We start from the raw sequence: 19,539 nt of genomic DNA on the forward strand, positions 1-19,539 counted from the left end.
GGTCCGATCATTTTCCGCTCCCGCCCTTCTCATCATACCAGTCGTTGACCTCAGCTGTAATCTGCTCGCCGCCCAGCTTGTTCCACTGTGCCACGAAATCATCGAACTGGCTGATCGGTCTGCCCTGAATGATATCAAGAAAGGCATCAATCTGAAGATTATTTAGAATATTCTGCTTCTCGATCATTGTCTCCGTAGGTGCACCGACGAAGCTCTCATAGAGCAGTTGAGATTTGCGCTCATACCCGTCCAGGATGGAAAAAGCACCCGAAGGCCCGTACGTCCGCTCCCAGCCCCAGCCTGTCTCGCTGTCTGCACCCCCGGCCTCGTAAGCGGCAATCCGCTTCTGGATCGTCTTCGCTTCATCACGAAGCACGGAGGCATCGCCGGTGCGCCGGAAGGTCTCCAGCTCCCGGAAGGCCTCCAGGTTCTTCTGCACCGGAAACGGCGTCACCGGCGACAGCTTCCACACCGCCTGCGGAGCGTTATAGTACCGCTCCACCTCACTCGTAGCCCCCCAATTCTTCTCCAGATGCAGGTTAATCAGCTTAATCAGCGCCTCCGGATGCTCGACGCCTTGCTTGACCGCCAGGAACTGGTTGGTGCTGAACGGAAGCGGCACCTTCGGCGCGGCACCCGACTCCGAGACCAGCGGGAAGGCTTGCCACTCAGCCTGCGGATTATGCTCACGGCTGGACTGCACGAGGAAGGAGCCCCACTGCTCCCCATACATCATTCCAACCTGCTCATGCTCAATCCAGTCGCTGGCCTTGACCCCGTCCTTGAAGGCGAATTCCCTGTCAATCTGTCCTGTCCGGTACAATTCCTGAAGCACCTGCAGGGCATGCTTGACCTCCGGCTGGATCCCTCCATAGACCAGCTTGCCGGTCTTGTCCTTAATCCAGATTCCGGGATACGCACCATAACCGGCCATGAACCCGGTAAGTCCCATGACCGGGTCCCACAGATATTTGGTGGCCGCAAGGCCATAGGTATCATGCTTGCCGTTACCGTCAGGATCTTGCTGCGTAAACGCTTTCGAAATAGCCAGCACCTCTGCCATCGTCTGCGGGGGCTGCAGGCCGAGACGCTCCAGCCAGTCCGTGCGAATCCACAGGAACATCGCACCCTCAATGGACGAATTGGTCTCCGGGATCGCCATAAGCTTGCCGTCAAGGGTAACCGTCTCGAACGGGCCCGTTCCTTCCTCGCTCAGCACCTTGCGGGTTAACGGGGTTGCATACTGGTCATAGACTTCGCTCAGGTCCTGGATCAGCCCTGCATTGCTCAGCACCCTGAGCTGCGAAGCATTCACCCGCACAATATCAGGGATATCCCCGGAGGCCAGAGATACCCCCAGCTTGCGGGAGTAGATGGAGCTCCACTCCGTCCAATCATAGGTGACCCTAATGCCGAGCACCTCTTCATACAGCTCGGTCCAGCGGTTATGCTCCAGCGACTCTCCCGGCAATTCCTTCAGTATTTCTTCCAGCGCATCGTTGTTCTCACGTACGAACGACAGCTGGATGGGCGGATCATATTTGCTTAGACCCGGCTCTTCATATAACGAAGCGCTCCCCGGCTGTCCCTCAGGAACCGGAGAACGCTCCGCAAGGCTATTGCTTCTCTCACAAGCGGTTAACAGTTGTACGGCCATGCATGCAGCGACAGTCCAGGCCATTGTATTCTTGATTGTTTTGGGCACCAGTTGCAACCTCACTTTGCAAGATTATTTATTACCGGAATATTATATTATCCCGGCAAAAATAATGAAATTGTAAGGTGCATTTCTTGTTTGGCTTACCCGTTCTTTACCATTTAAAAATCTGTGACCGCCTGGAAGGCCGGTTTGGGCTGATGCTGCCTGTCGAACAGCATCGGGGCCTCGGTCCGCTCGGCCGGGAACGTGCTCAGCCAGGTATGATCATCCGCAATGCCCCAGAACATGACCCCGCTTAGCAGCTCCTTCCGGTCTCTTAACGCAGCGAATAGCTCGCCGTACCGCGCGGCCTGCCGCTGCAGGATGTCTTCGGGAACCACAGGTCCGACATCACTGAGATCGTTATAGACATACAGGCTCATATCCAGCTCGGTGATCTGATTATCAAGGCCGAGGGAATGGAACTTCTCCATGGACTCGATAATGCTCTCCACCGAAGGATAGTCCAGATTAATATGGGTCTGGTGGCCAACCCCGTCAATCGGCACCCCCTTCGCCAGCATGTCCTTCACCAGCTCGTAGAGCCGGTCCCGCTTCTCGGGATTATCTGTGCCGTAATCATTAATATACAGCTTAAGCTCCGGCCCTCCAGCCTTGCGGGCCGCCCGGAAGGCTGTCTCGATGAATTCGGTGCCGGTAATCTTATACCAGTCGCTGGCCCGCATGCCATCCGGGTCTCCAGGCTCAATCACCTCATTCACTACATCCCAGGAGGAGATGTCGTCCTTGTAACGGCTGACAACAGCGGTGATGTAGCTGTCGAGCCGCTTCAGCAGCAGCTTCTTGTTCGCTTCCCGTCTTGCTGCATCGGTCTCATCCGCCATCGCCTGACCGGCTTCATCCTGGAAGAACCACTCCGGTGTCTGGCTGTGCCACACCAGGGTGTGGAAGCGCAGCCCCATGCCGTTCGCCTTCGCGAAGGCGACGATCCGGTCGGCCCGTTCCCAGGTGAAGGTGCCCTCAGCCGGTGCAATTGCATCCGGCTTCATGGCATTCTCGGCCACGAGCCAGTTCACATGCCGCTTCAGCAGCTCGGCTGCGGGACCCTCCAATTGGTCCGGTTCCACCGCAGCTCCTATAGGAAAGTAATCCGCATAGGCTGCCGCCAGCGGCGGAGCCTCCTGCTGCACCGGAGCTTCTGCCGCAGCTTCAGGCGAAGCTGCAAGGGCAGCGGCCGGAGTCCCGGCGGGCGAGGCCGCCGGGGATGACGCTACATTCCCTGGCGGGGATGCAGCAGGAGCCGCATCTCCGCCAGGAGCGGAGCAGCCGGATAACCATAGAAGCGCGGCTGCGAAGACTATACTCCGGGCCAGTCTGGCCGGAGTGCTTGTTCTGTTATTTTGGCGCACAGTCATCCTCCTTCTACGGTTATCCCACAATCCCGGTACGCTCAATACTCTCCACGAAATACCGCTGCACGAACAGGTAGATAATGATCAGCGGCAGAATCGCCAGCAGAATCCCTGTATCCTGGACCATGCTGAGGTAGAACGGATCAGCCTTGGAATTGGCGCCGTCCTCCAGCAGAATCGCCAGATTATACGGCAACGAGCCGAGCTGGGTCGCCATCACCTTGCTGGATGTCAGATAAGTCGTGGTGAAGAAGCTGTCGTTCCATTGCCACACAAACGAGAAGAGCAGTACCGTAACAATGGACGGTATCGCGTTAGGCAGCATAATCCGGTAGAAGGTCTTGCCTACCCCGGCCCCGTCGATATAAGCCGCTTCCTCCACCTCTTTGGGAATCCCCCGGAAGAACTGCCGGAAGATGAAAATGTACAGCCCCGCCTTCAGCGAATTCGCCGTAGCAGAGGTTAGAATAAACGGCCAGTAGGTGTTGAGCAGATTCACCGATTTGCCGGTCAACAGTGGAATCAGCCCCATCAGGCTGAAATCCTTCAAATTCAGGTAGACCGGAATCAGAATCGTGATCGGCGGAACCAGGATCGTCAATATGACCCCGGCGAACAGTAGCTGGCTCCCTTTGAACTTCAGCCGGGCGAAGCCATACCCTGCAAGCGCGCAGGAGATGGCGGTTAAGATTGTAGTCAGCGCCGACAGGGTGAAGGTATTCAGCAAGGCCTGCCAGTAATCCATAATTCCAATCGCTTTGACGAAATTGTCGAGCGTGTAATTCTCGGGAAGCCAGACGACAATCGGTGAATACAGATCGCTCTTGGCCTTGAAGGCCGTGGATATCTTCTGGAGTACCGGATAGAGGATCACGAACGACAGGCCTGCAATGAGCGTCAGCCGCACGAAGGACCATATCCATTTCTTCCAGCGTTCGAGCGACAGTAAGCGGGTCGCATGCATTAGTCCCATCCTCCCTTTAATCATAGTAGAAGACCTTCTTCGAGATCAGATAGCTGCTGACGGCCAGAATTAAGGCCACTGCGGCGAAATACAGCCAGGCCATCGCAGAGCTTAGACCGAAGTTGAACTGGGTGAAGCCGGTCTCCCGGATCAGGTCCGTCATGGCGTTATTCGAGAAGGAATCGATAATCGTATAGATGGAATTCACCAGAATGAGCGGGCTGACCATGGGAAAAGTGATTTTCCAGAAGGCCTCATAGCCGGTTGCCCCTTCCATCTTGGACGCCTCATACAGCTGCGGCGAGATGGTCTGGATACCTGCCAGGAAAATCAGAATCTGTACGCCGGACTGGCTTACAATACTATAGATGCGGCTCACGGCGCTGGTCAGATAGTTCACTACCCATTCGCTTAAGCCCGCATCCAGCATCAGCCCCTCCAGCTCGAAGGTGCCCAGTCCCTGAATCGCTCCCGCTCCGGCATTCTGATCGTTGACCGCCTGAATCAGGCTGGTGCTCTCCAGGCTCAGAATGACCCCGGAGGCCAGAATAACGGGCAGGAAGAAAATCGAACGGGCCAGCGATCTGCCGATGAACTTCTGATTCAGCAGCACCGCCAGGAACAGGCTGAAGATGACGATCAGCGGCACATTGATGACCATATTCATAATGGCATCGGCCAGCGAGCGGTTGAATTCGGTATTCACCGTCAGCGCTTCGACATAATTCTGGAAGCCGCTGAAATGAACAATCAGTCCGTCGGAATTAGCCTGCACCGAGCTTAAGCTGTAGCGCAGCGAAGACAACAACGGAATCAGGAAGAAGAAGATGAACCCCAGCAGCCAGGGCAGCACATAGAAGAAGCCCATTAATGCCTTTTGCTCTTTGTAGGATCTGCGGTCCAGTCTAAGTATGGATTTCAAGATTGCTCACCACCCGTAATATAGCTTTCGGCTTCAACCGTCCGGCCTTCGGCAAGGACTGCTGTCTTATTGTAGTTGACGATGACAGACATCCCGTTACCGTAAGTGCTTTTATAGACACCGTCTGCCAGCTTCTCATGACCCGTCAGCCGCTGATTCTGAACGTTCTTCATCACTCCGTTCACTTCAGTGTACATATCGGCTGCCTGGTTGATCCACTGCTCGTAATTGACCGCATACAGGTTATCGAAGTCGGTATCCTTCACCTTGTAATTAGGCGCATACATCCATTCATAATAGATACCGGAGCCGTACTCCAGACTCTTCAGGATATACTGCCTTGGATTCGTGAACGTGGACAGGTTAAAAGGCTTGCCGGTGTAATTCACATATCCCCGCACCACCATCGGATAGAACGGAATCTCCTCATCCTCCAGCTTGAACCGGCTGCTGGACACCGGAGCATCCGTAATGTCAGAGAGATACGGGAGGGCGTAGGCATTCCCGCCGTCCGCGAGAATGCGCAGGGACTGTCCGGTGATCTTCTCCAGTGATTGGACCGATATCTGCTCGGACGCAGACCGGTCAATTTCTTGATTTTTACGGAAATCGCTGTTCAATTGATCGGCCATATCCCTGAGTGAGATGCCCCCGGTCTGAAACGGCGCAATCTCCTTCAGCGTGGCATCGACATATCCGCCGACCCTGCTTGGCGAAATAATGTAGGCAGGCGTGAAGGAACGGTCCCGCCGGTTCAAGGCCATATTGTACGGATAGACAGCTGCCGGAATCTCACTGAGCATCCGGGAAGCCTTCTGATTAATACGGAAGCCGGAGGTCTGGTTCGCCCGAAGCAGAGCCACGTCAGGGAAGAGCTGAATATCTTGCTCCTTAGCGTATGCTGCCAGCCGGTTCAGTCCCTTGCTGCCGCCGATCGCCTGATCCACAGACAGCCGGTCCGGCACCTTGTGATCGAGGCCCCGGTTGAACCAGCCGGCATATTTCAGCTTGATATGATCAATGCCGCGCTGCTTCATCTGCTCCAAAATGCTCTGGGCCTCTTCGAAGGTGGTCAATGCCTCCAGCGATTGATACGGAATGCCGAGGACATGCTTGGTCTTCGTGATTCCGCCCACCAGCTCCAGATAGAACGGCGTATTCACAGGAGCTTCTGCGGAAGCGGCCGGCTGTGCCTCAGGCAGTCCGCCATGCTCCGCCAGATAGCTCTGGTAATAACGCGCCATGCCCGGATAGGAAGCTTCCTCTCCGCTCAGGAACGCATAACGGACAACGTAATCTGTCTTGGGCGGCTCCTGCTGGAATTTCGGCAGGGTGCGGTTCTGATCGCTTGACGTCAGGGTAAGATCTCCCTTGGCAATCAGGGTGAAGCTCGGATACACATAGTTGTATCCATTCAATCTGCCGCTGGTATCCGCGTTGATGGTAGCCAAGGACGCGCCTTGTTCAATAATGCCCAGCATGGCGCCTTCCTCCCGGATCAAGCCGAACACCGGCAGCTTGACCTCCTGCTGCTGTGCATAGGCATCTGTGGTCTCCATCGTCCCATCCACACCATATACCGCCTGCTTATATGCGGGATAACGGATCTTGCCGTTATTGAAATGAATCAGCGCTCCTGAGCCGTCCGGCACCAGGATGGAACCCGAATCCTTGCTCCCTCCGGCACCCAGGAAGCTCAGCAGGGAGATGTCATTCACCGGATAATCCGCAGGATAGCGGATATCCGCTGCCGGAACCTTGACGACCAGCTGATCCCCGTCCAGGGCGTATTCAATGGCGAGCTGAAAAATACGCGGAGCAGGCTTGGTCTGGCTGAGTTTGTTCTCGGCGATGTCCTGCTGCAGATCTTCCTCTGTGTACCCCGCCTTCTCGAAGCCCTTCAGGGTCCGCTCCAGCTGAAGCCCCTTCAGCGCTTCATCGTTTCGCGTATATACACCATTCTCCTCATCGAAGGTGTAGGCAATTTTCATCGTCCGCTGTCCGGTCTTATCCATCTTGCTCATGATCTTCTCCTCGAACCGCTCCTTGCCCATCTTCATCGGCAGATCCTCCGCTGTTGCAGCGGTCGTTCCGAACTGGTAGAAGACCTTGACGCCTTCCGGCGTCAGTTCCATCTTCATTTGCTTATGGGCCACGCTGTCCGTATATGAATTGACAGAGCTGACTTGACCCAGGTTGTTATAGAAATCCAGCTTGAGCTGCGCGGACAGCAGGTCTTTATTATCCCCGCTGGCCTTGGCATCCGCTTCACGGTCCAGCGGGTTGCTGTACCAGACCGTCCCGTCCGACAGATTCTTGACGGCAATCCCTCCGGTAGCTTCATCCATGAACAGCCGGAGCTGCGCGTTCTCGAGCACCCCTGTCATGCCGCTCACCCCACTATCGGTGAAGGCAGATTTCAGCGCGCTCCCTTCCGTAAAGGACACTTCAAGATTCGGTTCATGCCCGCTGGCCTGGCTGCCTGAGCTTGACGCCGAACAGCCGGCCAGCACACTCATACTGAAGAGAATCGAGAGCAGCATGATTAACGGCTTCCTCATTCCCGGTCCTCCTCCTATCTCCTCAAGACAATTTCTTGGTATATGGTCGAGACGAATGCAATCATCTGCTGAACCAGACTGAAGAACAGCAGGGTCAGGAAAGCCATGAAGGCCATAGCGAGCAGCGTCAGCAGAATCGTCCCGATCGTTTTGGACGGAGAGAACTGATGAACGGTCATAATGCCCACATACAGCAGCAGTCCCGACCAGAGAATGGCAAAGTTTTTGAAAAAGTAATAAAAAGAGCTCTCCTGGGCCGAGATGAAATTGCTGATCCAGATCCATGGGAAATTAATCAGGACAATCGGAACTAGGGCGAAGCAGGTGGTAATAAAAATCTCCGTGAACTTCCCCTCCCCGTCCATCAGCGTAGTCAGCGACCAGTTTGCCACACACCAGAACAGAACAGGAACCAGCACATAGACCGCTTCCAGCAGGCTGTTCAGATACCGGGGATTATTCATATTGACCAGGAACCCGCTGTATTGATTGCCCAGAACATTCGTCAGAATCAGCATAAACAGAATACCGAAGGAGATGATCAGACTGGTTTTTTGACTGCGTTCATATTTGAGGTCCCAGTATCCGTTGAACGGATGAACCATCACATACAGCGGATGTTGCAGCGCTTCTCTGTTCAATGGAGCTCCACCTTCTTTCTGGCCTTCATTTTCCGGTACATTCTCAGGCCCAGCCATAGGGCCACCAGCGCGATCAGAGCCGTCATAATGGTGGAGAAATGTCCGCGAAGCACTTCCTTACGGTAGAGCAGGAACGCTTTGGAATAGTTGGTCCGGTCCATGCTGCGCTCGAAATACTCCGCCGACTCCTTGTACTCGCCCTGCCGCAGATAAGCCTTGCCTATGCCCGCATAGGCATACTCCATATTCGCATTCAGGTTGACGACCTTGCTGAACTCCTGGGAAGCCATCTCCTCATCACCGTTATAGTAGCTGCGCACAGCACTGTTCAGCGTTCTTCCATACTCTGTGGTCTGGAATACCGTGATTTCACCCAGCGCCTGATCCAGCACCAGAATATCGTCACCGCTGTGCTCAATGGCAACCGGGGTGTTGAATTCGCCCAGACGGTTACCAATTCCGCCGAAAATGTACAGCAGATAGCCGTCCCCGTTGTACGTGAACACCCGGCCCCGGCTGGCATCCAGCACCGCATATATTTCACTGTCGCTCACATCAATATCCACGAGCCGCGGGGCACCCCCTGAGCGCGTGGAGTAGAGCAGATCACCGCTGGGCTTGTAATAGCCCTCTCTCCGCAGAATATCTGCCCCCTGCGCGTTCAGCTTTTTGATCGGGTCCCCATAATCGTCACCGTTGGTAGCGTACAGAAAGCCTTCATCATTAATATCCAGATTGGTGAATTCGGTAGGCGTATACATCACCATCTGCTCACGCTGCGCCTTGGTGGAGATCGATTTCCAGAAATACTCCACCGCATCGACATGCACCCGGTTCGCACCAATGAACGATTTGAACACACCATCCGCCCCGAATTCCATGAATCCGTCGAAGACGCCGGCCGACATCACATAGATGCGGTCCGCCTTGTCTACAGCAACACGGACAGGCTGAAATTCAAAGTTCGCCTGCAATAGCTCGGACTTCGGGGCTTCAATGATCCCCACAGCCTTGAAGTCGCTGTCGAGATGGACGATACGCTTATTGCCCGTATCCGCGACATACACTTCCTTCTGCTGCGTCACATAGATGCCCTGCGGATTGTTGAACTTCTCCGCCTTCCCCTTGAACTGGAACGCGTCTACCGTCTTGACGGATTTGTAATCCTGATCCAGAATCACAAACCGGTTATTGCCGCTATCCAGAACATAGATCTGCTTATCCTCTGTAACCTGAATATCCTGCGGATTGTTGAATGGGCCCGCACCGGAGCTGGCACCCGTGATGAGCGTAGTAGCCTCGTAGGCGGATGGAGCCGCCACCGCATTCCCCCAGTATGAATAATTGTAGGAAGGGGCTGCGCTCTCTGCCAGGGCCAGCTCTCCGCCAAGCCCCAGACTGACCAGGCAGCACAAGGCCAGCAGACCGGTTCTCAGTTTCTTTATCCTTGCGACCATTGTCACCGTTCCTCCTCTCTACTCTTTCATACCGGATGTGGCCATCGTCTGGATGACACTGCTCTGTGAAATAATGAACAACAGAATCGGCACGGTCATCAGCAGCAGAGCGACGGCCGCTCCGACCCCGGCACGCGCAATCCCGCCCTGGATGACCTGGCTGAGCGCGTAGTGAAGCGTCTTCAGGTTCTCACTGTAGATGAAGCTTCCTCCATCTGTGCCCCACAGCGCCGGAAATTGCAGGATCATCAGCGTTAGCCATGCCGGCTTCACATTCGGCATTACGATTTGCCAGAACACGCGGTACTCGTTCGCACCGTCGATTTTGGCCGCCTCAATCAGCGCATCCGGGATTTGCTCCATGAACTGCTTCATCAGGAACAAACCTAGTGAAAAGGCCAGTGACGGCACGATAATCGCCGCCTGGGTATTGATCCACCCCAGCTGCGACATGACCAGATAGTTGGGGATCGCCGTAACATGCGGCGAGAACATCAGGGACAGCACTACAATCTTGAACAGAATGCTGGAGCCCGGGAATTTGAACTTGGCCAGCGGATACGCCGCTGCCGACGCCAGCAGGATATGTCCTGCGGTCCCTACCAGTGTGATCAGCAGAGTATTCGCAATGTATCTGGTGAACGGCACCCAGGAATTGCCCATGATCACCATCAGATCGGTGAAGTTCTCCAGCGTCGGGTTCCGTACCAGGAATCTCGGCGGGAAGATGAACAGCTCATCCAGCGGCTTGAAGGCATTGTTCACCGTATAGATCAGCGGAAGAACCATGAACGCGCCGAAGCCCAGCAGCAGGCCGAAGAGCATAAAGCTGACAGCAAAGGAACGGTTCAGTCTTTTTTGAGGGCGAAGGGCCCCTATCACTCTTGAATACAGGGTCATTCACCCACCTTTCGAAGCAGCTTCTGGGTCATCATGTTGGTTCCGAGCATAATTGCGAAGAGAATGGTAGCAATGGCAGAGGCATAGCCCATCTCAAAGCGCAGTGTCCCGTAATCCATCAGATGCGTGACCACCGTATGTCCCGCATAGTTGACACTCGGGAAGCCCGCCAGCGCAATAGAGACTTCGGCAACCGCGAAGGAGGCGGTAATCTGCATGACCGCGCCGAACATCAGCTGCGGACGCATGGACGGCAGGGTAATGAACCACAGCTCCTGCCAGCGGTTCCTGATTCCGTCCATCGCTCCGGCCTCGAACAGCGTCTGGTCCACGGTCTGAAGTCCGGCGATGAAGGCCAGGAAGCTTGTGCCGAGACTCAGCCAGAGCTGCACAATAATGATAATGGGAAGAATGTACTTCTCATTCTGCAGCCAGATAATCGGCTCCAGCAGCACCCCGATTTTCATCAGGAAGCCGTTAAGATAACCATAGCTGTCCCCCGAGAAGACAATCAGCCAGATGAAGAACACATTGCCCGAGATCGAAGGCGCATAGAAGACCAGCGTCATCAGCGACCGGACAAAGGGCGACAGCTCATTAATCAGCCAGGCGAACAGGAAGCATGCGATATAGCTTAACGGGCCTGTGATCACAGCGAACAGAAAGGTGTTCTTCAGCGCGATCATGAACACATCATCGCCCAGCAGCAGCCTTGAATAGTTCTCCCAGCCTATGAATCTCGGCGTCTCCAGCATATTGAAGTAGAAGAAGCTCAGCCCGAAGGAGACGACCACCGGGATTACTGTGAACAGGAAGAAGATGATCATATAGGGACTCATCATGAAATAATAATGCTTGCTCTTCTTGATATCTCTCCATAATTGCGCCAGGCGGGATTCCTTGACCGGACCGCCAGCCAGCCCTGGCAAGGCTGGTTCAGTGGTATTCTGTATTTGTACCATCAGCTTACAGCCTCCAACCTAATACGGAAGTTTGAATTCCTTCCGTTTGATCTGAATTTCATCGTTAATGTAGATCAGATAATCCGACAGGGCTTCACGCGGATTTACATTCCCGTTGACCACCTTGCGGAACGCATTGTCCAGATGCCGGCCTGTGAAGTACCCGCCGGGAACCTGAGGGTTACCCTTCACCCATTGCCACTGGCTCTCCAGCTCCTTGTAATCCTTCACCGGCCACGGCAGCTCCTCCAGCGCTTCAATGTTCGCGGTCGGATAACGTGCCGCCGCTCCCATCAGCCCTTCCATTTCCCGGCCGTACTGGACCTGGGTGTCCTTGTCTGTCCACCACTTCATGAATTCCCAGGACGAATCCTTGTCCTTGGCATTCTCCAGCAGCATGACACCGGTTGTATGGCTGGCTACGCTATGGTCCACCGTGCCGTCCGCCTGCTTCGTTCCCGGCACCACCGTGAATTCCCACAAATTGCGGATTTCCGGCGCCATTACCGTCAGGCTGTTATAGATGGTATAATCGGCAATCCCGATCGGGATCTCGCCTGTACGGAAACGGTTCGGAAAGTCCACCTTCACCGGGAACTTGTAATTGGTATAGAACTGGGTCCACTTGTTAAATTCACTCATGGAGGTCTCCGAGTTCAGCGCGCTTCGCTTCTGATCGTCCGTGTAGAGCTGCCCGCCGTTCTGGTAGAGCAGCATGGTGAAGGCCGCATTGGGCACCAGCGTCGCGTTGTTCAGTGTATCCTCCAGGGGAAGATAGAACTCCAGATTATGTCTCTGCAGCACAGAGACGACATTGTAGACTTCCTCCCACGTAGTAGGGGGCTCCAGGCCAAGCTCCTGCAGAATATCCTTCCGGTAAAAGAGCATCGGGAAGATCTGCTGCTCAGGCAGCCCGTAGACGCTTCCATTGTATTTATAAGGCGTAAGGGCGCTGTCGCGGAAGCGGTCAGCCACTTCTTTGAAATCGGCGAACTGGGACAGATCGGCCGATGCTTTGCGCATCGCATAGTTCACTGGAAGATCCTCGCCGATCTGCATGGCTACGTCCGGCCCTTCGCCCGCCAGGGTTGCCGGCAGCAGAATGTTCGGAGGCACCAGCCGCAGTGCCACGGAGATGCCCGAATCCGGCGTGAAGGTATCGTCAATCATGCTCTTCATCACTTGAGCCTGATCCCGGCCGGTCGAAATCCAGACCGTAATCGCCTTCTGGTTCTTCGTCACGTTACCGATACTGTCATAGTCTTCGGTATACGAGGCGCCATACGCTCTCAGCTCATGCTTCAGCTTCTGGAAGAAGGTCGCCTGCGCAGACGGAAGCGGCTTATCCGGCGCCGAGACCACCAGTGAATCCAGTGTCAGCGGCTGTTCCCGCACGCTAAGAATCCAGGTCCCCAGTCCGCCGACATTCGTCTTGAAGGAGACCAGCCGTTTGGCTACCGTGTCCGGATGCTTAGCCATATCCTCCAGCTGGGTAACCATCGAGTACAGCACGGATACCTTGTCGCTGCGTTCCCCGGTGGCCTGCTCCAGGTATTCGCCGACACCGCGGATAATCTCCGCCTGCTCCCGGAATACCTTGGTCATCTCCGGTATCCGCTTCTCCAGCTGATAGTCGCGGAACTTATCCGGGTTGTTGGAGGTAATCGCCAGAATATTGCGGTACATTTCATTCAAGGTCAGGACACTGGACTGGACGGTACGGACCAGCGGCGCGATATCGCCCAGGGTCACGGTCAGTCTCAGCTTGTGCGTCCCTTGTGTAAGATGGAACAGATAAGGCTCTTCCCCGCCGAGCACATTCATCTGCCAGCCGGGAGAGTAATTGAAGCGGATCTGCTTCATCTCGGTGAACGGATATTCACCATCAATGGTCAGGCTGCGGTTGGCATAGACGCCCCGGAGCTGATTCTGCTTCTCCTTGAGCGCTATCCGGTACAGACCTTCTTCAGGGACATCAATCTCCCATTCGATCCATTGCCCCGGAAGCTTCCAGTTCACCCCGCCGATGGTGTTGATCCTTAAATTGGAGACGGCATAAGGAACCACTGCCGGGCTGGAGCGGTCGGATAACGGGTATAAGGTAGGCGAGGATTTGGCGGATGCCGCTTCGGCCTGGACCTCGATATAAGGCTCTTGTACCGGCTGAAGGCCCTTAGTCTCATACTCCTGCTTAGCCTCTGCATAGGTGCGCACTGTCCGGTCCTGGAACAGCTCAATATAATCAATGGCCATCGGCTCACGGAGTGCGGTCAGCGACAGGGTCTGGTTCCCCTGCTCCAGATAGAAGGCATACGGCTCCTCATAGAAGCCTTCACTGTCCGCAATGACCGTGGACTGCCACACCGGCTGCTCCACCTGTCTGGGACGCAGATCGTTGCCGCGGTCATCCTGCTTAATGACCTCCTCACGGTTCCCCCAGACCCGGTCGAAGAGCAAGGTATCCGCTCCCTTGAACGGCACCTCCCGGTTGATGGATAAGGAACGTTCAATGGACGAGCTTTTGCCTTCCACCGGATAATAATGAACCCGGATGTTATACAGCCCGGATTCCGGAACCGGCACCTCCCAGGAGATGGTTCCCGATTCCTGGGTAATGACTGCTGCTCCGTCAAGCCCCTCGAATTGCTGCTTCACCTCAAAGACATCTCCGCTGCCGGGGGAATAGCTCTCCCCTTCGATGCGGATCTCCCGGTCAGGGCGCGGGGCATCCCCGTGTTGCTTCAGATAGGCTTCATAGCTGCCTTCTTCAGCATCCTGCGCGGCTGCCGTGAACTTGCCTACTGCGGGAGAGTCGGAATGCACAGGCTGCCCTGAGGAATTAAATATCCAGATCGTCCCGGCCAGCAGGACAACAACCAATATAATCGCTATGTTCCTGATTCGAATATTCAACGTACTCCTCCCCTTAAGCGATGGATCATAAAATTTCAGCAAGAATGGGAACAACAGTCCGCGGGGGACTGTTGTTCCATGCGGATATCCGTTTATTTTTTGTAGACTGCGTCTACAGAAGCCTGAACCTTCGCCTTGTACTTCTGAATAACAGTAGATGCCGAGGTTCCCTTCTTCAGTTCGTCAATCATCTCGTAGTAAGGCATGGTTGAGAAGGTATTATGGTTCGTGAGCAGCATGCCGCCTTCGACCAGCTTGGCGTTGTTGATATCATCCTCGTTGTCATACGTGCTCTCCAGGGAAGCCTGCTTCGGATAATCGTAGATGGACTCGATATCGTTGATCTTCTCCCAGATATACAGCAGCTGATCCGGATTCTCGGCCTTCTTCGGGATGGTCAGGAACTGGACATTGGATTCCACACTGTGGTATTCGGTAGCATTAGGTCCTTTTGGAAAAGGAACAAAGCCGATATCATAATCCTTCATATCCGTCTTGAAGCCGTTCGCCTCATAATCTGCTCCTGCATACATCAGCGTGTTCCCCTGACGGAAGAACTGCGCCGGTTCCTGCCAGTCCCCGCCTTCTGTCGGCCGCGCTACCTTCTCGGCACCCAGCTTGGCGATGAACTTGAAGACCTCCAGCAGCTTGGGATCATCGAGATTCTGTTTATCGTCAACGGTCAGATCGGTCTCGTTGGAGGCCAGCGCCATTTCCAGGAACCCGCCGGAGGCCAAGCCCCAAACATCAAGTTTCCCGTTGTTATCTGTATCCTTGTTCGCTTCTTTGGCGACTTGTGTGAAGGTCTCCCAGTTCCAGTTATCCTCGTTCACATATTCCTGGAGCGGCTTCATGCCCAGCTTCTTCATCAGGGTGCGGTTATAGAATACTCCGCTGATCAGGTTGCCCGCATTCTCCGAGAAGCCATAGCCCCGGCCCTCATATTGCGAGAATTCTGTAGTCATACGCTGATTGAAGGCATTCTCATTCTTGGTGTAATCGTCAACCGGCCAGAACATATCCTGCTTCGTCAGCACCGGAATCATATAGCCCTTGCCCATTCTGACAATATCGCCAAGCGGTTCACCGGCGACCAGTGAAGCCACAACCTTCTTCTGGTATTCACCGAAGTCCAGCGCGACATATTCAACCTTGAAATTATGCTTGGCCATCAATTCCTTCAGATTCTTCGAGCGCTGGATATTATCAGGATTGTCCTCGGGAATCGTCATATCCCACCAGGACACGATCTTGATCGTTCTGCCGCCCATATCGAAATCCTTGTCCGGTGTAGCATTGCTCGGCTCTGCAGTCGGTGTAGCTTCTGCAGTGGCTTCAGCTGCCGGAGCCTCCGTAGCCGCCGCCGGCTGGGCTGACGCTCCCCCGCCGGCGTTTCCGCCGTTCCCTGCTCCGCCACCGCAAGCCGTCGTTGCAGCTAATAACAACATACTAATGAATACTGACATTACTTTTTTTGCCCGCATGATCTGTCCCCCCAAGTATGAATGACTTACCTCGAAAGTTTAGCGCTTACATTTTCAGGCAGCAACCCGTCTAATTTCAGGTGTTCACCTGTCAAATTATAGGTCCGGCCCGCAAGTCCTTATCCACCGGGCAACCGGATTTCGATCAGGTAAACAAATGGAGCCTGGTGCAAGAATTGCACATTGTAGCGCCCGGCTCTGTTGCACATAATGAATGAAGGAAGCTTAACTTCTCTCTGAAAGCGGGGTCTTCATGTTGTACAGAATCTTATGTGTAGAGCGAAACGCCCAAGTGCGGGAGATCGCTTCTTATATGGCAGGGAGCAGACTTAAGAATTTCATCATTCATGCGCATGCTGATTATTCATCCGATATTCTGCGGCTGATCCGCAGCGAGGGGATATCACTGGTTCTTCTAAATATCAGGGATGCCCATACGCCGGGCATGAGAGTCTGTGAGCAGATCAGGCAGGGAAGCTCCGTTCCGATTATTCTGCTCGGGGGCAGCGGAGATTTCGGGCTGGCGCGCCAAGCCTTACTCTATAATGTAAGCGATTACTTAACAGACCCGGTGGACCCGGCTGAGCTGGGCGGAAGTCTGGAGGCGGTTAGTCGGGTGCTGGCTCAGGCTGGCAGACCCGCTGCTGTAGAGCGGGATTATGCTCAGTTCACCATTCAAAATGAGCCGTCCTCCCCGTGTCCGATCGTCAGTACGATCAAGCAATGCGTGGATGAGCAGCTCCATCATAATATTACACTCAAGCAGATCTCCGACACCCTGAACTTCAATTGCGCCTATCTCGGACAGAAATTCAAGCAGCAGGAGAAGATGTCCTTCAACGAATACCTTCTGCGTCAGCGGATGGAGAAGGCCAAGCTGCTGCTGGAAACGACCGACATGAAGATCTATGAGATTGCAGATGCTGTCGGATATTCGGAAATCGACTGGTTCTACAAGAAATTCAGAGAATACACGGGAACCAGCGCCAATGAATACCGCAAGCAATGCTTCGTCATTGCCTGAGACAGAGGGGGGTGGAGGGAGCGGCCTGTGCGTTATGTATAATGTTGCGTTCCAGTTCGCACCTGCCCGCTCATCTGCCCACTTCTTCCGAAATCAGGTGCACTAATGCCCCTCATTCAGCTCATCTGCCCACATTTGATGAATTCAGGTGCACTAATGCCCCTGATTCAGCTCATCTGCCCACTTTTGATAAATTCAGGTGCACTAATGCCCCTCATTCGGCTCATCTGCCCACGTTTGAAGAAATCAGGTGCACTAATGCCCCTCATTCAGCTCATCTGCCCACATTTGAAGAATTCAGGTGCACTAATGCCCCTCATTCGGCTCATCCGCCCGCTTTTTCCGAATTATGGTGCACTAATACCCCTCATCACTCTCTGGGTTTCCGTTTAGCCTCCCGTATTCCTTTCTTCCCGCTCCTATAAACTCCCGTTTCATCCGTGTCCCTTGCTTCTCTCGCTCCCCCTCCCATGCACTTTCCCTTCTCGTCCGCGTTTCCTTCACCTGACAATAGATCAATAATTGGTGAGGATCGGTCATTGTAAGGAAGATAGACGATAACTTATTATAGTTTCATACATGAAAGCGTTATCAATTGCTCCGAAATTGCTTTTCACTGCTTTTATTATGAAGGGGGATGACAGCCAGACAAGTTACTCGGGATTGCTTGCCCCGGCTTAGCTTCAGGAAGCAATCATACAAAGAGAATATGATGAGGAGTGAAACAATGCGCAGCCAGAGCATGAGAAGCAATTCGTTCCGGAAATTCCTGTACATCTCTCCCTTTATGCTTTTACTCGCTGTCTTTGCCTACTATCCGCTCTATGGATGGGTATATGCATTTTTTGACTACACCCCGCCTATCCCGTTATCCCAATCTGAGTTCGTCGGCTTCAAATGGTTCCATTCCCTGGTCGAGAATCAGGTCAAGATTGACCAGTTAATGCAGGTCATCTGGAATACCTTCGGCATCAGCGGACTGGGCATCCTCTTCTCCTGGCTCCCGATGATCTTCGCCATCTTCCTGACCGAGATCAAGGCGGTACGTTTCCGCAAATTCATCCAGACGGTCACCACGCTGCCGAACTTTATCAGTTGGGTGCTTGTGTACTCCCTCGCCTTCTCCATGTTCTCCAGTGAGGGGATGGTCAACGGCTTCCTGCATATGACCGGGCTGACCGATTCACCTACAATGTTCCTGCAGAGTTCAGAGCATGTCTGGTGGACAATGTGGGCCTGGGCTACCTGGAAGACACTCGGCTGGTCCGCCATTCTGTACATCGCAGCCATCATGGGCATCGACGAATCGCTGTATGAAGCGGCTTATGTGGACGGGGCTACCCGGATGCAGGTGATCCGCCATGTCGTACTGCCAAGCATGATGCCAACCTACTTCGTCCTGCTGATGCTCCAGATTGCCAGCTTCCTGAACAACGGATTGGAGCAATATTTCGTCTTCCAGAATGCGTTTAACAAGGACACTATTCAGGTTCTTGATCTATATGTGTATAACCTCGCCATGGGCGGCGGCAGCTATTCCGTCTCCGTTGCAATCAGTATGCTGAAGAGTGTGATCAGCGTGGTGCTTCTCTTTTCGGTGAACGGGCTGTCCAAAATGCTGAGAGGAGAGGGCATTGTATGAGTGACAACCAGACCAGTCTTACGCCAAACACCCGGGAGATCGACATCACCAAAAAAACGGTCAAAATGCAGGTCAGCGCTACCGATAAAATCATCTCTACTATTATTTATATCCTGTTCTCACTGTTCGCCTTCATCTGCGTTTATCCGTTCTACTCGATCATTATCAATACGATCAGCGCGAACGACCTAAGCGCCAAGGGCGAAATTATTTTCTGGCCCAAGGGGATTCATTTCCAGAACTATGTCGATGTATTCAAAATCCCGGGTCTGGGCAATGCGTTCATGATCTCCCTCGGCAGAACTGTGATCGGTACACTGCTAACAGTCGGCGCTTCGGCCTTCCTCGGATTCATGTTTGCCCAGGAGGACATGTGGGGCAAGAAATTCTGGTACCGCTTCACCATCATCACAATGTTCTTCAACGCCGGGATCATCCCTTGGTATCTGACTATGAGATCGCTGCATCTGACGGACAACTTCCTGGCTTATATTCTTCCGTCCGTTGTTGCTCCTTTCTTCATTATCCTGGTCAAAACCTTCGTGGAGGCAACACCGAAGGAGCTTCAGCAGGCGGCCAGCATTGACGGTGCAGGAATCTTCACGATTTTCTACAAAATCATTCTGCCGATCAGCAAGCCGATTCTTGCAACCGTTGCCATTTTCTCGGCGGTCAACCAGTGGAACTCCTTCCAGGATACGCTCCTGCTGGTGACGGACAGCAAGCTCTACAGCCTGCAGTTCATTCTGTATAACTACATCAATCAGGCGAGCTCCTTGTCCACCATGGTCAACCTGCAGAATGCCGGATCCACGGCGATGGCTACTCTGGCCACCAAGCAGACCTCTACCTCCATCCGCATGACTGTAACCATTATCGTTGTCGCACCGATTCTGCTGGTATATCCGATCTTCCAGAGATTTTTTGTCAAAGGAATTATAATTGGCGCCGTGAAAGGCTAACGGACCTGCGCCATTATGATACATTAATCATTCGG

General features: G+C 53.9%; 14 protein-coding genes. 3 read left to right on the plus strand and 11 right to left on the minus strand.

Going from position 1 to position 19,539, the window contains the following annotated elements; all coding sequences use genetic code 11:
• Positions 1–7: 7 nt before the first annotated feature.
• The 11 genes from MHH78_RS24025 to MHH78_RS24075 all read right to left on the minus strand — a co-directional run bounded on the left by MHH78_RS24025 (position 8) and on the right by MHH78_RS24075 (position 15,876).
• Positions 8–1,681, minus strand: coding sequence for an extracellular solute-binding protein (locus tag MHH78_RS24025; RefSeq protein ID WP_341170368.1), 1,674 nt, complete (start codon positions 1,679–1,681; stop codon positions 8–10).
• A gap of 137 nt (positions 1,682–1,818) precedes the next feature.
• Entirely contained in the window at positions 1,819–3,069 is a 1,251-nt protein-coding gene (locus MHH78_RS24030) for an endo-1,4-beta-xylanase (RefSeq protein ID WP_341169052.1), read from the minus strand.
• Positions 3,070–3,088: 19 nt separating this feature from the next.
• Positions 3,089–4,036 (minus strand): carbohydrate ABC transporter permease, encoded by a 948-nt coding sequence (locus tag MHH78_RS24035; RefSeq protein WP_076073664.1) that lies wholly within the window; start codon positions 4,034–4,036, stop codon positions 3,089–3,091.
• Positions 4,037–4,052: 16 nt separating this feature from the next.
• Positions 4,053–4,958 carry a carbohydrate ABC transporter permease gene (locus MHH78_RS24040; RefSeq protein WP_036724913.1) on the minus strand — a complete coding sequence of 302 codons (906 nt, stop codon included), beginning with the start codon at positions 4,956–4,958 and terminating at the stop codon, positions 4,053–4,055.
• On the minus strand, positions 4,955–7,519 hold the full coding sequence (locus MHH78_RS24045; protein ID WP_076073660.1) for a DUF5696 domain-containing protein: 2,565 nt from the start codon (positions 7,517–7,519) through the stop codon (positions 4,955–4,957). The genes MHH78_RS24040 and MHH78_RS24045 overlap by 4 nt, the downstream gene beginning before the upstream one ends.
• Positions 7,520–7,533: 14 nt before the next feature.
• Positions 7,534–8,160, minus strand: a complete 627-nt coding sequence (locus tag MHH78_RS24050; RefSeq protein ID WP_036724916.1) for a YIP1 family protein — start codon at positions 8,158–8,160, stop codon at positions 7,534–7,536.
• Positions 8,157–9,617 (minus strand): hypothetical protein, encoded by a 1,461-nt coding sequence (locus MHH78_RS24055; RefSeq protein WP_341169053.1) that lies wholly within the window; start codon positions 9,615–9,617, stop codon positions 8,157–8,159. Before MHH78_RS24055 ends, MHH78_RS24050 begins: the two co-directional genes overlap by 4 nt.
• Positions 9,618–9,635: 18 nt before the next feature.
• Complete coding sequence (locus MHH78_RS24060; protein ID WP_036724919.1) at positions 9,636–10,517, minus strand: carbohydrate ABC transporter permease; 882 nt, start codon at positions 10,515–10,517, stop codon at positions 9,636–9,638.
• Positions 10,514–11,479, minus strand: a complete 966-nt coding sequence (locus tag MHH78_RS24065) for a carbohydrate ABC transporter permease (RefSeq protein ID WP_076073655.1) — start codon at positions 11,477–11,479, stop codon at positions 10,514–10,516. The genes MHH78_RS24060 and MHH78_RS24065 overlap by 4 nt, the downstream gene beginning before the upstream one ends.
• 18 nt (positions 11,480–11,497) lie before the next feature.
• A complete protein-coding gene (locus MHH78_RS24070) occupies positions 11,498–14,392 on the minus strand; it encodes an extracellular solute-binding protein (protein ID WP_076073652.1) in 2,895 nt (964 codons plus the stop codon).
• A gap of 92 nt (positions 14,393–14,484) precedes the next feature.
• Complete coding sequence (locus tag MHH78_RS24075) at positions 14,485–15,876, minus strand: ABC transporter substrate-binding protein (protein WP_341169054.1); 1,392 nt, start codon at positions 15,874–15,876, stop codon at positions 14,485–14,487.
• Positions 15,877–16,189: 313 nt separating this feature from the next.
• On the opposite strand from MHH78_RS24075, the gene MHH78_RS24080 reads away from it, so the two are divergent.
• The 3 genes from MHH78_RS24080 (at position 16,190) to MHH78_RS24090 (ending at position 19,504) form a co-directional block, all read left to right on the plus strand.
• Positions 16,190–16,900, plus strand: coding sequence for a helix-turn-helix domain-containing protein (locus tag MHH78_RS24080; protein WP_445668065.1), 711 nt, complete (start codon positions 16,190–16,192; stop codon positions 16,898–16,900).
• A 727-nt stretch (positions 16,901–17,627) separates the two neighbouring features.
• Complete coding sequence (locus tag MHH78_RS24085) at positions 17,628–18,542, plus strand: ABC transporter permease subunit (protein WP_036724924.1); 915 nt, start codon at positions 17,628–17,630, stop codon at positions 18,540–18,542.
• Complete coding sequence (locus MHH78_RS24090) at positions 18,539–19,504, plus strand: carbohydrate ABC transporter permease (RefSeq protein ID WP_341169056.1); 966 nt, start codon at positions 18,539–18,541, stop codon at positions 19,502–19,504. The genes MHH78_RS24085 and MHH78_RS24090 overlap by 4 nt, the downstream gene beginning before the upstream one ends.
• Positions 19,505–19,539: the final 35 nt, after the last annotated feature.

The sequence above is a fragment of the Paenibacillus sp. FSL H3-0333 genome (assembly GCF_038002805.1).
GTDB lineage: Bacteria > Bacillota > Bacilli > Paenibacillales > Paenibacillaceae > Paenibacillus_AQ > Paenibacillus_AQ silagei.

Bases quoted from the DNA above. Each gene is read 5' to 3' on its own strand.
- MHH78_RS24025 (WP_341170368.1), bottom strand. From the start codon at position 1,681: ATGGCCTGGACTGTCGCTGCATGCATGGCCGTACAACTGTTAACCGCT.
- MHH78_RS24035 (WP_076073664.1), bottom strand. From the start codon at position 4,036: ATGCATGCGACCCGCTTACTGTCGCTCGAACGCTGGAAGAAATGGATA.
- MHH78_RS24045 (WP_076073660.1), bottom strand. From the start codon at position 7,519: ATGAGGAAGCCGTTAATCATGCTGCTCTCGATTCTCTTCAGTATGAGT.
- MHH78_RS24055 (WP_341169053.1), bottom strand. From the start codon at position 9,617: ATGGTCGCAAGGATAAAGAAACTGAGAACCGGTCTGCTGGCCTTGTGC.
- MHH78_RS24060 (WP_036724919.1), bottom strand. From the start codon at position 10,517: ATGACCCTGTATTCAAGAGTGATAGGGGCCCTTCGCCCTCAAAAAAGA.
- MHH78_RS24065 (WP_076073655.1), bottom strand. From the start codon at position 11,479: ATGGTACAAATACAGAATACCACTGAACCAGCCTTGCCAGGGCTGGCT.
- MHH78_RS24075 (WP_341169054.1), bottom strand. From the start codon at position 15,876: ATGCGGGCAAAAAAAGTAATGTCAGTATTCATTAGTATGTTGTTATTA.
- MHH78_RS24080 (WP_445668065.1), top strand. From the start codon at position 16,190: ATGGCAGGGAGCAGACTTAAGAATTTCATCATTCATGCGCATGCTGAT.
- MHH78_RS24085 (WP_036724924.1), top strand. From the start codon at position 17,628: ATGCGCAGCCAGAGCATGAGAAGCAATTCGTTCCGGAAATTCCTGTAC.
- MHH78_RS24090 (WP_341169056.1), top strand. From the start codon at position 18,539: ATGAGTGACAACCAGACCAGTCTTACGCCAAACACCCGGGAGATCGAC.